This window comes from Enterobacter dykesii (genome assembly GCF_008364625.2).
GTDB classification, from domain to species: domain Bacteria; phylum Pseudomonadota; class Gammaproteobacteria; order Enterobacterales; family Enterobacteriaceae; genus Enterobacter; species Enterobacter dykesii.
In genome coordinates this window covers 2,758,556-2,773,725 of record NZ_CP126604.1, presented here as the reverse complement: position 1 = coordinate 2,773,725, position 15,170 = coordinate 2,758,556, and the positions used below count along the sequence as shown (strand labels likewise).

General features: G+C 57.6%; 14 protein-coding genes. 12 read left to right on the top strand and 2 right to left on the bottom strand.

What is annotated here, in order from left to right; translation table 11 throughout:
• Window positions 1-19 precede the first annotated feature (19 nt).
• On the top strand, window positions 20-523 hold the full coding sequence (cheW, locus tag F0320_RS13315) for a chemotaxis protein CheW (RefSeq protein WP_023312262.1): 504 nt from the start codon (window positions 20-22) through the stop codon (window positions 521-523).
• A 104-nt stretch (window positions 524-627) separates the two neighbouring features.
• Here cheW and F0320_RS13310 read toward each other — a convergent pair whose 3' ends face one another.
• Entirely contained in the window at window positions 628-1,905 is a 1,278-nt protein-coding gene (locus F0320_RS13310; protein WP_149323931.1) for a dicarboxylate/amino acid:cation symporter, read from the bottom strand.
• Window positions 1,906-2,334: 429 nt separating this feature from the next.
• On the opposite strand from F0320_RS13310, the gene F0320_RS13305 reads away from it, so the two are divergent.
• The 11 genes from F0320_RS13305 to cheZ all read left to right on the top strand — a co-directional run bounded on the left by F0320_RS13305 (window position 2,335) and on the right by cheZ (window position 13,951).
• Window positions 2,335-2,907 (top strand): Csu type fimbrial protein, encoded by a 573-nt coding sequence (locus tag F0320_RS13305; RefSeq protein ID WP_045404424.1) that lies wholly within the window; start codon window positions 2,335-2,337, stop codon window positions 2,905-2,907.
• Between the two features lie 12 nt (window positions 2,908-2,919).
• A complete protein-coding gene (locus F0320_RS13300) occupies window positions 2,920-3,468 on the top strand; it encodes a Csu type fimbrial protein (protein WP_126330183.1) in 549 nt (182 codons plus the stop codon).
• A 16-nt stretch (window positions 3,469-3,484) separates the two neighbouring features.
• On the top strand, window positions 3,485-4,240 hold the full coding sequence (locus F0320_RS13295) for a fimbrial biogenesis chaperone (protein ID WP_126330181.1): 756 nt from the start codon (window positions 3,485-3,487) through the stop codon (window positions 4,238-4,240).
• The gene (locus F0320_RS13290) at window positions 4,216-6,600 is read left to right on the top strand and encodes a fimbria/pilus outer membrane usher protein (protein WP_126330179.1); all 2,385 of its coding nucleotides are present in this window, start codon (window positions 4,216-4,218) and stop codon (window positions 6,598-6,600) included. Before F0320_RS13295 ends, F0320_RS13290 begins: the two co-directional genes overlap by 25 nt.
• On the top strand, window positions 6,597-7,559 hold the full coding sequence (locus tag F0320_RS13285) for a Csu type fimbrial protein (RefSeq protein WP_126330177.1): 963 nt from the start codon (window positions 6,597-6,599) through the stop codon (window positions 7,557-7,559). The genes F0320_RS13290 and F0320_RS13285 overlap by 4 nt, the downstream gene beginning before the upstream one ends.
• Window positions 7,560-7,643: 84 nt before the next feature.
• Window positions 7,644-9,311: a methyl-accepting chemotaxis protein II gene (gene tar, locus F0320_RS13280; RefSeq protein ID WP_126330175.1), complete on the top strand. Its 1,668-nt coding sequence runs from the start codon at window positions 7,644-7,646 to the stop codon at window positions 9,309-9,311.
• 44 nt (window positions 9,312-9,355) lie between these two features.
• Window positions 9,356-10,957 carry a methyl-accepting chemotaxis protein IV gene (tap, locus tag F0320_RS13275; RefSeq protein WP_126330173.1) on the top strand — a complete coding sequence of 534 codons (1,602 nt, stop codon included), beginning with the start codon at window positions 9,356-9,358 and terminating at the stop codon, window positions 10,955-10,957.
• 19 nt (window positions 10,958-10,976) lie between these two features.
• Window positions 10,977-11,843 (top strand): protein-glutamate O-methyltransferase CheR, encoded by an 867-nt coding sequence (gene cheR, locus F0320_RS13270; protein ID WP_014884342.1) that lies wholly within the window; start codon window positions 10,977-10,979, stop codon window positions 11,841-11,843.
• Window positions 11,840-12,889, top strand: coding sequence for a protein-glutamate methylesterase/protein-glutamine glutaminase (locus F0320_RS13265; protein ID WP_008500430.1), 1,050 nt, complete (start codon window positions 11,840-11,842; stop codon window positions 12,887-12,889). The genes cheR and F0320_RS13265 overlap by 4 nt, the downstream gene beginning before the upstream one ends.
• 17 nt (window positions 12,890-12,906) lie before the next feature.
• The gene (gene cheY, locus F0320_RS13260) at window positions 12,907-13,296 is read left to right on the top strand and encodes a chemotaxis response regulator CheY (RefSeq protein ID WP_008500431.1); all 390 of its coding nucleotides are present in this window, start codon (window positions 12,907-12,909) and stop codon (window positions 13,294-13,296) included.
• A 10-nt stretch (window positions 13,297-13,306) separates the two neighbouring features.
• Entirely contained in the window at window positions 13,307-13,951 is a 645-nt protein-coding gene (cheZ, locus tag F0320_RS13255) for a protein phosphatase CheZ (RefSeq protein WP_023312251.1), read from the top strand.
• Window positions 13,952-13,999: 48 nt separating this feature from the next.
• Here cheZ and F0320_RS13250 read toward each other — a convergent pair whose 3' ends face one another.
• Window positions 14,000-15,166 carry a fimbrial protein gene (locus F0320_RS13250; protein WP_126330171.1) on the bottom strand — a complete coding sequence of 389 codons (1,167 nt, stop codon included), beginning with the start codon at window positions 15,164-15,166 and terminating at the stop codon, window positions 14,000-14,002.
• Window positions 15,167-15,170 lie beyond the last annotated feature (4 nt).

Genomic DNA, 15,170 nt, shown 5'->3' with positions numbered 1-15,170 from the left:
TTAAGTAGAAGGTAATAACATGACCGGTATGAGTAATGTAACGAAACTGGCGGGCGAGCCATCAGGGCAGGAATTCCTGGTATTCACTTTAGGCGATGAGGAGTACGGCATCGATATCCTGAAAGTGCAGGAAATTCGTGGTTACGACCAGGTTACCCGCATCGCTAACACGCCTGCATTTATTAAAGGTGTCACCAACCTGCGTGGCGTCATTGTGCCAATCGTGGACCTGCGCGTGAAGTTCAGCCAGGGCGACGTTGACTACGACGACAATACCGTGGTGATCGTTCTGAATCTGGGGCAGCGCGTGGTAGGTATCGTGGTGGATGGCGTATCTGATGTGCTTTCCCTGACCTCTGACCAAATTCGTCCTGCACCGGAGTTTGCGGTCACGCTGTCGACCGAATATTTGACCGGACTGGGCGCGCTCGGCGAGCGTATGCTGATTCTGGTGAACATTGAGAAGCTGCTGAACAGCGATGAGATGGCGCTGCTGGATATCGCCGCGAGTCACGTAGCGTAGGTAAATGCAAAACGGCAACCCAGGTTGCCGTTTTTTGTGTTTGCTCCCTCTCTCTGTGGGAGAGGGCAGGGGTGAGGGCATCAGGCCTCACCCTTTTTTTCACCTTACGCTTCCTGCTTTAACAGCTCTGCTTCTGCTTCTGCTTCTGCTTCTGCTTCCCGCGCGCCTTCATTCTGCGACAGCATTGCGGTTGCGATCCCATTCCCCAGCACGTTAATTGCTGAACGGCCCATATCCAGGAAGTGGTCGATCCCCATCAGCAGCAGAATCCCCGCCACCGGAATATTAAAGCTCGGAATGGTTGCTGCCAGCACCACCAGTGAAGAACGCGGTACGCCCGCAATCCCTTTCGACGCCAGCATCAGAGTCAGCATCAGCACCGTCACCTCCGAGAAGCTCAGATGAATGTTGTACGCCTGCGCGATAAACATTGAGGCGAATGAGCAGTACACCATCGAACCCACCAAGTTGAAGGAGTAGCCAATCGGCAGAACGAAAGAGGCGATGTTGCGCGAGCAGCCAAAACGCTCCAGCTGCTCCAGCGTTTTCGGGTAGGCGGCTTCAGAGCTGCTGGTGGTAAACGCCACCAGAACCGGATCTTTCAGCATGCTCACCAGGCGAAACACCTCTTTTTTCAGCACCATGTAACCCACGGCCAGCAGCACCATGCAGGTGAGAAGAATGGCAACATAGTAACCGCCAATAAAGGAGGCGTAGTTCAGCAGAATGCCCAGACCCTGCGTGGCAATAACGGATGAAATCGCCGCGAAAATGGCCAGCGGCGCAACGTACATCACGTAACCTGTGACCTTCAGCATGATATGGGAAACCACATCCAGCGCGGCCACCAGCGGGGCGTTGAATTTCTGCCCCAGCGACGCGCCGCCGATGCCGAAGAACATCGAGAACACCACAATCTGCAGGATCTCATTGTTCGACATCGCCCCCGCGATACTGGTCGGAATGGTGTGCGACAGGAACGCTTTCAGCGTCATGCCGCCCACGGCCAGGCCGGTATCCACTGCTTCTGTCGGAACCGTCAGGTTCAGACCGCTTCCCGGATGCTCCAGCGTGACGATAAACAGGCCAACCAAGATAGAGAGCACGGATGAGCTGATAAACCACACCATCGCTTTGCCGCCAACGCGGCCAATGGTGGAGGTTTCGCCCAGCTTCATAATGCCGACGGTGAGCGTGCTGAAGACCAACGGTGCAATGACCATTTTGATCAGACGGAGGAAAATATCGGTCAGAAGGGTAATATTATCCGACCAGGCTTTGATGGCATCCGCAGATGCATACTCATGAATTGCTGCCCCTGAAAGAATACCCGCCAGCATGAATATCACGATGAAGAGTGTGAGTTTGTTTGCACTTGCCACGAAAAAAGACCCTCTATGCGCTTCAGATGTAGCCCGCATCAATACATATAAATTTTTTATTACGATGCGGGAAATTATTCGGCACATAAATTGACGCAAAGTGTAGGGGGATACAACTCCTTTTTAAGTTTTATTAATTTTGTTGTTAATACGCCGACGATATATTGTGATCGTCGTCACACTTTAATGGATATATTCTCCCCTGATATAAAAAAAACGCTGCCTGAATTTATTTAACTTACTGTTATTTATAATGAAATTTAGTCAATAAGACATATGCCTTATGCGTTAAGGGGCAGGTGGTCGAAGCGATATCCGTAAACTAAATTCTCAGTAACCCCCTCTGAGGAACGTTAAGCGGGGCTAACATCTTGAACGACAAAAATAAAATGTGGCAAGGGAACGGAGACGTCTTCTGGAGGGTGGTAAATGAAAAGAAAACTTCTTTTGATCGGCGCAGGCACCTTACTGACTGCGACAATGGCCCATCAGGCGCTGGCCGTCACCAGCAGCGGCACTATAGGCGCGACGCTGACGCTGACAAACGGGTGTCTGATAAACGGATCGCCCGCGCAAAGTGGCATCAACTTCGGTACGCTCGATTTCGGTACCCATCCGGCTACCTTCTCCACGCTTACGACGCAGCTGAGCGGCGCCAGCGGCGGAAACACCTTCACCATTCAATGCACGACCGCCAGCTATACGGTCGCGATCACCGGTAATACCCACTCCACCGCGCCCGGCTCCGTTGTCGGTTCGCCGGGCACGCCTGAACGCTATCTGGTGAATACGGCCAACGCGGCACAGGGCGTGGCTTACAGCCTGTACAGCGACAGCGGGTTTAATACCGTTATTGCCAATAACGCCGCGCTGCCGATCGCGTCTACGGCCGGAGGGGTGGACAGTTACACCCTCTACGGACGGATTACCGGCGGCGGTAACAGCGTGACGGTCGTTCCGGGAACCTACACAGACACGATTAACGTCAGCGTCACCTACTAGTCCCGAACCGCCATGAAGGCATCTCTCACAGGTCTGCGCAAACGCGCAGAGGGACGCGTGCAGCCTTTTTTCGCGCTGATCGTCGGATTGCTCATGATGCCCACGGCGGATGCGGTGACATCCCAGTCGTTTAAGGTCAGCGCGACGATTGTCCCGGGATGCGCGGTGGCCACCGGTAGCGGAGGGCTTCTCGGTACGCTGGACTTTGGCAGCCATAACGGCGTCGAGAGCGCGCCGGTGAGCACCAGCTTTGTGCCAAACGGGGCGTTGTCTATTGCCTGTACGCCAGGCGTGGCGCTGAGCATGAGCATTAATGGCGGTCAAAATTATTCATCCGTTCGCCGCATGAAGCGTGCTAACGGCGCCGAGATGGTGCCATACCGGCTCTACAGCAGCAGCTCGCTGGCCGCGAACAGCGAAATTGGCGTCAACCAGGCGATAGCGGTGACCTATACCAACAGCAATAACATCGCGCTGCCGCTTTTTGGCGTGGCGCTACTGACCGGGTTTAGCCCGGCGGGAACCTATTCCGATCAGCTCACCGTGACCTTGTCATGGTAATAAAGGGAGAGTGTTGATGAAGCCATTTTTCAGACCGGTTTGTCTGGCGGGCGCGTTGGGAATGGCGGGTGCTGGCCAGGCGCAGGCGGCGGCCACCATCCTGCTCTGGCCGATCGATCCCTGGCTTGCTGCAGACGCCAACGCCACGGAACTGTGGATCCAGAACCAGGGAAACAGCGCCACGACGATGCAGGTTCGCATCGTGCGCTGGAAGCAGGAGGACGGACACGAGCGCTATACCGCGCAGCAGGACGTGGTCGCCAGCCCGCCCATCGTCACGATTGGCACAGGCAGCAAGCAGCTTATTCGGCTTATCAAACAGGCTTCGGTTCCCGCAGGGGTCGAACAGGCCTATCGCATTATCGTCGATGAAATCCCCCAGCCAGATGCCAAAACCGAACCCGCCATCGGCCTGAAATTGCAGATGCGTTACTCCATCCCTCTGTTCGTATATGGGCAGGGGATCCCGACCATCAAAGAGGGCGCGCATCACGCGCTGGCGGAGACCCAAAACCTGAGCTGGCGGGTGACGCAGGCGGAGGATAAGCCTGCGCTGGAGGTTAAAAATCGGGGGGATGTCCACGTCAGGCTGAGCCAGGTGGCGCTGGAGCAGGGAGGTCAGAAACGTACGGTGGCGGAAGGATTGCTGGGTTACGTCCTGCCGGGCAGCACCCGCAGCTGGCCTATACCCGCTGGCGTTCGTCAGCCAGAGCGGATGAGCGCGCAGATTAATGCCAGGGACGAACAATGGCAGTCGACGCCCGTCAACTGAAGCCGGCGATGATGTTACTGCTATGCGTCAGTTCCGCGACTCTGGCCGGGCCCGGCGACGACAGTTTACCGCCGCCTCCCCAGGCGCAGGCGATAAATGATGAAGCGGTTTTCCAGCTGGCCATCGTGGTCAATCACTACGACACCGGCCTGGTCGTGCCCGTGACGCAGCGTAAAGGCGCTTTCTTTATCTCCAGCGCCGATTTGCTGCGCGCGGGGCTGCCCCCGGCGCATGTTCCCACCGGAGAGGTAAATCTCTCCTCGCTTGCTCAGGTTCGGGTGGAGTACGACAGCGCCGCGCAGCGCCTGCTGCTGACCGTTCCCCGCGACTGGGTGACGGCCCGCGTGACGCCTTTCAGCGCGCAAGCGGCGCAGGCCAAACCGCACTACGGGCGCGGCGCGCTGCTGAATTACGATCTCTACACCAACCACACGGAACATATCGGCGGTCAGGCGTCGATCTGGCATGAGTTCCGCTACTTCAACGAAAACGGCTCGTTTTCCTCGACCGGTTACGCGCGGGAAAATTTCACCGGTAACGACGGACAGCAGGAAGGGTATGTCCGCTATGACACGACCCTGCTGTTCACCAACGAAGATGACGCGATGAGCTGGAGCGCCGGGGACGTGATCAGCGATGCGCTGAGCTGGAGCTCCAGCGTGCGGATGGGGGGGATAAGCGTCGGGCGGGATTTCTCCCTGCGTCCTGACCTGGTGACATGGCCGCTGCCCGAGTTCGCAGGGGAAGCCGCGGTACCCACCTCGGTCGATCTTTTTATCAACGGCTATCGCTCCGGCTCAACGCAGCTTCAGCCTGGCCCCTTCACCCTGACTAATCTGCCCTATATCAACGGCGCCGGGGATGCGGTACTGGTCACAACGGATGCGCTGGGGCGCCAGGTGAGCACCACGCTCCCGTTTTACGTCACCAGCGACCTGCTTAAACAAGGGCTGAGCGATGGTGCCGTGACGCTCGGCAGCCTGCGGCGTAATTACGGTATCAAGAATTTTGACTACGGCTCGGCGGCAGGCAGCGGCTCGTATCGCTACGGGGTGACGGACTGGCTTACGCTGGAGGGCCACGCGGAAGCGGCGCAGGAGCTGGCGCTGGGCGGCGCGGGGACGGTGATAAAACTCGGCCAGTTTGGCGTGGTGAATACCGCTTACTCGCAGAGCCGCATGCGCGGTGATGCGGGCGGGCAAATCAACTGGGGTTACCAGTACAGTACCAGCGAGTTTAGCGTCGCCACCCAGCACACCCGTCGCGATCGCGGCTTTGGCAATCTGGCCCTCTACGACCAGCCGACGGTGTATGACGAAAACGATAAGCCCATCGCCAGCTTTAGTCGTAACACGGACCAGTATTCTCTGACCTTCAATCTGGGACGGTACGGCAACATCGGTGCGGCCTGGATCGGCGTGGAGAGTTTTGACAGCCAAAAAACCGAGCTGCTCAATCTCTCCTGGAGCCGCAACCTGTGGGGGGCGAGCAGCATTTACCTGGCCGGCAGCCGGGATCGGCAGCGGGGAGACTGGACGGTCGCGCTGTCGCTGCAGGTGCCGCTGGGGGCTCGCGACAGCGCTGCCGTCACCGTTGAAAATACCCCGAATGCCGGCAGTACCCAGCGCATTAACTATAACCACTCCATGCCTTCTGACGGTGGGTTCAGCTGGAACATGGCCTGGGCCAACCAGTCAAGATCCAGTGATTATCAACAGGGTACGCTGGGCTGGCGCAATAACAACATTGAGCTGCAGGGCGGCGGCTATGGCGAAAGGGATACCATGACCTGGTGGGGCGAGGCGATGGGCGCCATTGTGCTTATGGACGGCGAGCTGTTCGCGGCGAATAAGATTAACGATGCGTTTGTGGTCATCAGCACCGACGGCCACCCGGACGTGCCCGTCAGCTATGAGAACCAGCCCGTCGGTAAAACCAATAATAACGGCTACCTGCTGGTGAGCGGGGTGTCGGCGTATTACCCGGCCAGCTACCGGATTGATACCCTGAATCTGCCGGCGGATACCCGTCTGAAAGAGACCGAGCGCCGGATCGCAATCCGCCGTCACAGCGGCTATCTGGTCGATTTCCCGATGGAGCAGGAGCGGGTGGCAAGCGTCATTCTGCATGATACGAACGGGAAGGCGTTGCCGGTGGGAAGCCAGGTTCGACGCGCCTCGCGCAGCAATGCGGTGGTGGGGTATGACGGCATCGCCTGGCTGGAAAATCTCAGCGACGTGAACCCGCTGGAGGTGATCGCACCTGACGGGAGGCGCTGCAAGACTACCCTGACCGTGGGGGCCAATCCGGAGCACAAGCTGAAAACCTACGGGCCGCTGGTTTGTCGGGGGGAGCCATGACGCGCCTGCTGCTGTTGATCCTGCTGCTGTTCTCCGGCGGCGGCTGGGCGGCGTGTACCGTCAGTACGGTTAATGCGTCGTTTGGCAGCGTCACCTCATTCGCGCTCGGCGGAAGCGGGGAAGTTCAAACCACCGGAACGCTGGTGGTGGCCTGCGATGCCGTACTGAATCTGCTGACCAGCGACTCGGTAACGCTGACCTACACTGCGGCATCGGTTTCGGGCAGCAGCCGGGCCACGATGAAACGCACGGATAACGCGGCCATCACCGACGTGATCCCCACCCGGCTGTGCGGGTTATCGGGATGCGCGAGCAGCAGCGAGGTACAGATAAGTAAATCGTATACCTGGAGCGGGAGTACCCTGCTGGGGTTGCTGGGGTCAAAGCAGTACAACATTCCGCTCTATTTCCGCACCGTCGCCGGGCAAAACGTCACTGCCGGGCCATATCAGGTGCAGTTAACCTTCAGCATTAACTACAGCGTCTGCTCCGTGGGCGCGCTCGGCCTTTGCTCAATCAACCAGACGGGAACCGCGACAACCACCATCCTTCTGGATATGACCGTCACCAACGACTGCAGCGCCATGACCACGCCAGATGTGAGCTTCAACAGCGCGCCGCTGGTGCAAAGTTTCCCCACCGTTTCACAGGCGATTGCCGTCACCTGTACCAAAGGAAGTTCGTATACCATCGGCATTAATAACGGTGCCAACGCGCTGAACAACGTGCGGCGGATGGTGAGCGGCAGCAACGCCATGAGCTACGACATCTATAAGGAAGCCACCGGTAACCGCTGGGGCGGCAGCGGCAGCGAGCGCTGGTCCAGCGCGGTATCGTCCCAGGTCAGTACCGACGGTTTACTGCGCACCTACAACTACACCGCGAAGGTCCTGACCAATCAGGCCACGCCGCCCGCCGGAACCTACACCGACACGCTGATTGTCGACGTGGCGTTTTAACCCCGCGCTTTTCCCTTTCGCAAATGTAAAGTTCCTCTGGGCTGTGCCGATAACACCGTTAATAAATCTATGAGAAGGTGTTGTATGTTGAACCGTATCCGCGTTGTCACAATGCTCATGATGGTGCTGGTCATTTTCGCACTTCTTCAGCTCATCTCCGGCGGGCTTTTTTTCTCGTCATTAAAACAGAACCAGGATAGCTTCGCGGCCTCGAACGATCTCCGCCTGCAGCAGAGTGAACTCACGTCGACGTGGGATCTGATGCTGCAAACGCGTATCAACCTTAGCCGCTCGTCCGCGCGCATGATGATGGACCCCAACAATCAGCAGAGCAGCGCCAAAACCGATCTGTTGAAAAATGCCCGTGCCACCCTCGCTGACGCCGCTAAACATTACGACGCCTTTAAAAAGATTACCCCACAGCCTGCGATGGAGCAGGTGAGCCAGAACATTGACGAAAAATACAACGCTTACCATGCCGGTCTGGCAGAGCTGATTCAGTTCCTGGAGAGCGGCAATATGGACGCCTATTTCGCGCAGCCGACGCAGGGGATGCAAAACGCGCTCGGCGTAGCGTTGGGGGAATACGCGAAGGCCAGTGGCGATCTCTATCACTCGGCCTTTACTGCAAGCCAGAATGACTACCGCTTTGCGAAATGGCAGATGGCGGTGCTGGCGCTGGCGCTGGTTATTGTGCTGGTTGCGGTCTGGTACGGCATTCGCCATATCCTGCTGAACCCTCTCGGCCGCGTCATTGCCCACATTCGCGAAATTGCCGGCGGTGACCTGACCAAAACGCTGACCGTTTCCGGGCGCAATGAGATCACCGAGCTGGCAAACAGCGTTGACCATATGCAGCGTTCGTTAATCGAAACCGTCGCCAACGTGCGCAACGGGTCGGAGGCTATCTACACCGGCACCAGCGAAATTGCGATGGGGAATAACGATCTCTCATCCCGCACCGAGCAGCAGGCTTCCGCCCTGGAAGAGACGGCCGCCAGCATGGAGCAGCTCACCGCGACCGTGAAGCAGAACGCCGATAACGCCCGCCAGGCGTCTCAGCTGGCGGAAAGCGCCTCCGAGACGGCGCAGCGCGGCGGCCGCGTGGTGGATGGCGTGGTGAAAACCATGCACGAAATCGCCGACAGCTCGAAGAAAATCGCCGACATCATCAGCGTCATTGACGGCATTGCCTTCCAGACCAACATTCTGGCGCTAAACGCCGCCGTGGAAGCGGCGCGCGCGGGCGAACAGGGGCGCGGGTTTGCCGTGGTGGCCGGGGAAGTACGCAACCTGGCCAGCCGCAGCGCCAACGCGGCAAAAGAGATCAAGTCCCTGATTGAAGATTCCGTCTCCCGCGTGGATACCGGCTCCGTGCTGGTGGAAAGCGCAGGGGAGACCATGAATGACATCGTGAATGCCGTCACCCGCGTGACGGACATCATGGGTGAAATCGCCTCTGCGTCCGATGAGCAGAGTCGTGGTATCGACCAGGTTGCCCTGGCGGTATCGGAAATGGATCGCGTGACACAGCAAAACGCCGCGCTGGTGCAGGAGTCCGCTGCGGCGGCCGCTGCCCTGGAAGACCAGGCGAGCCGTCTCAAGATGGCCGTCTCGGCGTTTCGTCTCGCTTCACTCGCTGGAAACACGGTCACCCCGCAGGCGACGTATCGCGCGCCAGCCGCTGAACAGGCTGCACTCCGTACGCGTACCGCGACGACCGGACAAGATGAAAACTGGGAAACATTTTGACTGACAATTAAACCGCGGCTGCTTGCCGCTTGATGGGAGCGTGGATGTTAAATCGTATTCGTATCTCGACCACACTGTTTTTGATTCTGATCCTTTGCGGTGTGTTGCAGGTTGGCAGTAACGGGTTGTCTTTTTGGGCGTTTCGCGATGGCTATCAGAATTTGCAGGAAGTTGAGGCGAGTAATCAGCAGCGCTCCGCACTGGCACAAACGCGTGCCGTGCTGTTGCAGGCAAGCACTGCGCTGAACAAGGCGGGAACCTTAACCGCGCTGAGTTATCCGCCGGATGACATTAAAGCGCTGATGGCCAACGCGCGCGACAGCCTGAAACAGGCTGACGCACAGTTTAAAGCCTTTACGGCGCAGGCCGCCGACAGCGAGAAAGAGAAGGCGCTGAAGACCGCCATGAAGACGAACTTTGAGCAGTGGTACAGCAATCTGGACCACCAGGCGACGTGGCTTGAGAACAACCAGCTTTCGGACTTTATGACCGCACCGGTTCAGGCCTCGCAGGCGGCGTTTGACGGCAGCTTTAACGCATGGCAGCAGGATATTAACCAGTCTGTTCAACGTGCCGGTGACCAGAGCCGCCAAAGTTATCACATGTCGGGCGTCATCTTTGCCGTGGTGGTGATTGTGGCAGGGTTGCTGACCGGTGCCGCGCTGCTCTGGTCGCGCAGAATGATTGTGCAGCCGCTGGCCATTATCAGCAGCCACTTCGACAGTATTGCGAAAGGGGACCTGGCGCGTCCGGTGGGGGTGTTCGGCAAGAACGAAATTTCGGCGATCTTTGCCAGCCTGAAGGCGATGCAGGGATCGCTGCGGGAAACGGTGAGCGACGTGCGGCAGGGCAGTTATGCCATGCACACCGGGATCTCTGAGATTGCAGCGGGTAACAACGATCTCTCGTCCCGCACCGAGCAGCAGGCGGCCTCGCTGGCGCAGACGGCGGCCAGCATGGAGCAACTGACCGCGACGGTAGGTCAGAACGCCGATAACGCGCGTCAGGCGTCTGACCTGTCAAAACAGGCGGCGATGACGGCAAAGAAAGGCGGGGACCAGGCGTCCCATGTCGCCAGCACCATGCAGGAGATTGCCACCAGCTCGCAGAAAATTGGTGACATCATCAGCGTGATTGACGGTATCGCGTTCCAGACCAACATTCTGGCGCTGAATGCCGCCGTGGAAGCGGCGCGCGCCGGTGAGCAAGGGCGCGGATTTGCGGTGGTGGCGGGGGAAGTGCGTAACCTGGCGAGCCGCAGCGCCAACGCGGCGAAAGAGATTAAGGTGCTGATCGAAGAGTCGGTCTCGCGCGTTCAGCAGGGCTCAACCCTTGTGGATACGGCGGCGAAAACCATGCACGAGATCGTCACCTCCGTGACGCGGGTCAACGACATCATGGGCGAGATCGCCTCGGCGTCGGACGAACAGCGTCGCGGGATTGAGCAGGTTGCCCTGGCCGTCAGCCAGATGGATAAGGTGACGCAACAGAACGCCTCGTTAGTTGAGGAAGCGGCAGCGGCAACCGATCAGCTGGCCAGCCAGGCGGATCGTCTGACCGGACTGGTCGCGGTGTTTAATGTGAAAGAGCACGTTGAAGCAGTAACAGAAGTCGGGCGGTCGCAGGCCGTGCCAGTTGTATCCTGAATGTAATTAAGAAGGCGCTATGACATCACCAATGCCCCCTGGGCAAACGTCATTATTGTTGCAGATGACACAGCGCCTCGCGCTGTCCGACGCGCATTTTCGTCGGATATGTCAGTTAATCTACCAGCGTGCGGGGATCGTGCTTGCGGATCATAAGCGGGACATGGTCTACAACCGTCTGGTGCGGCGCTTGCGTACGCTGGGGCTGGATGATTTTGGCCGCTATCTGAGCATGCTCGAGGCGAACCAGAACAGCGCAGAGTGGCAGGCTTTTATTAACTCGTTAACCACCAACCTGACGGCGTTTTTCCGTGAAGCTCACCACTTCCCGGTTCTGGCCGAGCACGCCCGCCGTCGCACCGGGGAGTATCGCGTATGGAGCGCTGCCGCCTCGACGGGTGAAGAGCCGTACTCGCTGGCGATCACTCTTGCCGACACGCTGGGAATGGCACCCGGACGCTGGAAGGTCTACGCCAGCGATATCGATACCGAGGTGCTGGAGAAGGCGCGTAACGGCGTTTATCGCCAGGATGAACTGAAAACGCTGTCGCCGCAGCAGCTCCAGCGTTATTTCATGCGCGGGACGGGCCCGCATGAAGGCCTGGTGCGCGTACGCCAGGAGCTGGCGAACTGCGTCGAATTCGCGCCCGTTAACCTGCTGGATAAGCAGTACAACGTGCCGGGGCCGTTCGACGCCATTTTTTGCCGTAACGTCATGATCTATTTTGATAAAACGACGCAACAGGACATTCTGCGTCGGTTTGTTCCGTTGCTCAAGCCTGACGGTTTACTGTTTGCCGGGCACTCGGAAAACTTCAGCAACCTCGCGCGTGAGTTTAGCCTGCGTGGGCAAACGGTGTATGCGCTGAGTAAGGAAAAAGCATGAGTAAAATCAGGGTGTTGTCTGTCGATGATTCAGCGCTGATGCGTCAGATCATGACTGAAATTATCAATAGCCACAGCGACATGGAGATGGTGGCCACTGCGCCCGATCCTCTGGTAGCGCGGGATTTAATTAAAAAATATAACCCCGACGTGCTAACGCTGGATGTCGAGATGCCGCGCATGGATGGCATAGATTTCCTCGAAAAATTAATGCGGCTTCGGCCCATGCCGGTGGTAATGGTCTCCTCCCTGACCGGAAAAGGATCGGAAATTACCCTGCGCGCGCTGGAACTGGGGGCGGTGGATTTTGTCACCAAACCTCAGCTCGGCATTCGCGAGGGGATGCTGGCGTACAGCGAAATGATCGCCGAGAAGATCCGCACCGCGTCGCGTGCGAAGCTTGCCGCCCACACGCCGATGGCTGCGCCTGCGACCCTGAAGGCCGGTCCCTTACTCAGCTCGGAAAAACTGCTGGTCATTGGGGCGTCAACCGGAGGAACAGAGGCAATTCGTCATGTACTCCAGCCATTGCCGCTTTCAAGTCCTGGTATTCTGATCACGCAGCATATGCCGCCAGGCTTTACCCGTTCGTTCGCCGAACGCCTGAACAAGCTGTGCCAGATCAGCGTGAAAGAGGCGGAAGACGGCGAGCGCGTGCTCCCGGGACATGCCTATATCGCCCCGGGCGACAAGCATATGGAGCTGGCGCGCAGCGGTGCTAACTATCAAATCAAAATTCATGACGGACCGCCGGTCAACCGGCACCGTCCGTCGGTGGATGTGCTGTTTCATTCGGTGGCGAAACATGCGGGGCGCAACGCCGTTGGGGTGATCCTGACGGGGATGGGCAACGATGGTGCCGCCGGAATGCTTGCAATGCACCAGGCTGGCGCCTGGACGATTGCGCAGAATGAAGCAAGTTGTGTGGTGTTCGGCATGCCGCGCGAGGCCATCAATATGGGTGGCGTGAGCGAAGTGGTCGATCTTAGCCAGGTAAGCCAGCAGATGCTGGCGAAAATCAGTGCCGGACAGGCAATACGTATTTGACTCAGGAGTATTATTTTATGGCGGATAAAGAGCTTAAGTTTTTGGTTGTGGATGACTTTTCCACCATGCGTCGCATCGTGCGCAACCTGCTGAAAGAGCTGGGCTTCAACAACGTTGAAGAAGCAGAAGACGGCGTTGATGCGCTGAACAAACTGCAGGCTGGCGGGTTTGGTTTTGTTATCTCCGACTGGAACATGCCAAACATGGACGGTCTGGAACTGCTGAAAACCATTCGTGCCGATGCCGGAATGGCGTCTATGCCGGTTCTGATGGTTACTGCAGAAGCGAAAAAAGAGAACATCATCGCCGCTGCACAGGCGGGCGCAAGCGGCTATGTGGTGAAGCCATTCACCGCGGCAACCCTGGAAGAGAAGCTCGGTAAGATCTTCGAGAAACTCGGCATGTGAGGTGATGGAAATGTTGCAACCTGCTATGAAACCCGTTGAAGAACACTCGCCGAGCGATATTATCGTCCGCATCGGCAGCCTGACGCGCATGCTGCGTGACAGCCTGCGTGAGCTGGGTCTGGATCAGGCGATTGCCGAAGCGGCGGAAGCCATTCCTGATGCCCGCGATCGTCTGGACTACGTTGTGCAGATGACCGCTCAGGCCGCGGAACGTGCGCTGAACAGCGTTGAAGCGTCACAGCCGCACCAGGATGCGATGGAAAAGGGGGCGAAAGCGCTGAGCAAACGCTGGGACGAGTGGTTTGAGAACCCTATCGAGCTGGCGGATGCCCGTGAGCTGGTGACGGATACCCGTCAGTACCTGGGTGATGTGCCGGGGCACACCAGCTTCACCAACGCCCAGCTGCTGGACATCATGATGGCGCAGGATTTCCAGGACCTGACCGGTCAGGTGATCAAGCGCATGATGGATGTTATCCAGGAGATTGAGCGTCAGCTGCTGATGGTTCTGCTGGAGAACATTCCGGAACCAGCAGCCCGTCCAAAACGCGAGAACGAAAGCCTGCTCAATGGTCCACAGCTCGACGCCAGCAAGGCGGGCGTTGTGGCAAGCCAGGATCAGGTCGACGATCTGCTGGACAGCCTCGGCTTCTGATTGTTCTGATTACCCTCAGGCTGCGGCGTCAACCTGAGGGTATTTCAATTATCGAAGGTCCATCTTCACCGTTACGTTACCTTCAAAGCGGCCCGGGGCAGGGGGGGCATTCGTTGTGCCGACCGGCGCAGCCTGAATTTTGACCACACCGTTTCCCTGCTCGTCCATCGTCACCGGAAACTCATAGGTACCGTCCAGCGCAACGTTCTGACTGTTTTCATCATATATACGCACCCCGAGATCGTTCCTGTCCAGAAGTTTTGCAATGTACGGTGTACTGCTGTCCACCACGCCCTGATCTGCTGTGAGCGTAAGCTTTATCCGGTCCGTGTTTCCCACTGCGTTATCATCACAGTGATAGGCAATATCAACGTTTTTGAGGGCATAACGTTTTGGCGGTTGCCCCTTGATGACGAATTGCTTGCTGACAATGCCGCCAAACTCCACCTCAATGGTGCTGCCGGCGTTGATGATGCAGCTTAGCGGCGCAGATAGTGTGCCGCCAAACCAGATATCAGAGACCTGGTCAGCCTGCCCTGGATCGCAGCTTCCCCCCGAGCCGAAATAAAGACAGGAATAGTTTTGCGCGACGATCGTCGAAGGGATCACCTCTTCACCCAGGATGGTTTTTTTAACGTGAAGCAGGATCGCAACGACGTTCCAGCGGAAATTACGCTTTACTGTAGCGGCATTACTCGGCTGGCTGTCACTACTGCAAACGTTGGCATCTCCCTCCGTTTTGGCGAGTGCATTCTCGGTCGTGTTACGCATATTACTTCTGGACGTCGGGTATTCATTGACAGCTATCGGGGTCAATGAAGTGCCGTCCGGAGAGTTGATTGCATCCGCGTAGGCGGTGATATCGGCATCAATCTTTTCGGTCAAATAGCCGTATCCGTTTGTTCCCGGACTCAGCGGACTCCCGGCAAACGTTTTTTCATAGACCATGCTTGATGAAAACAAATTTCCGGGACAGTCGCAGTTGGCCACTATCACCGGGCCATTGCCGACCAGATGATTAGGCACATCATAGTCATGATTGGCGATATTTTCGCTGGACGAAAATTCATGATCGAACGACGTGGTGTAGGCTTGCGGTGCACCGAAGCAGTTATGAAGTAAAGTCACCGCACCCCTGCACGGGCAGGTTGCGGTCAGGCTCAGTGCCGTGGCCAATGAAGCCCAGACGGCCTGTTTCTTGAGTTTTGTTCTCATGTGC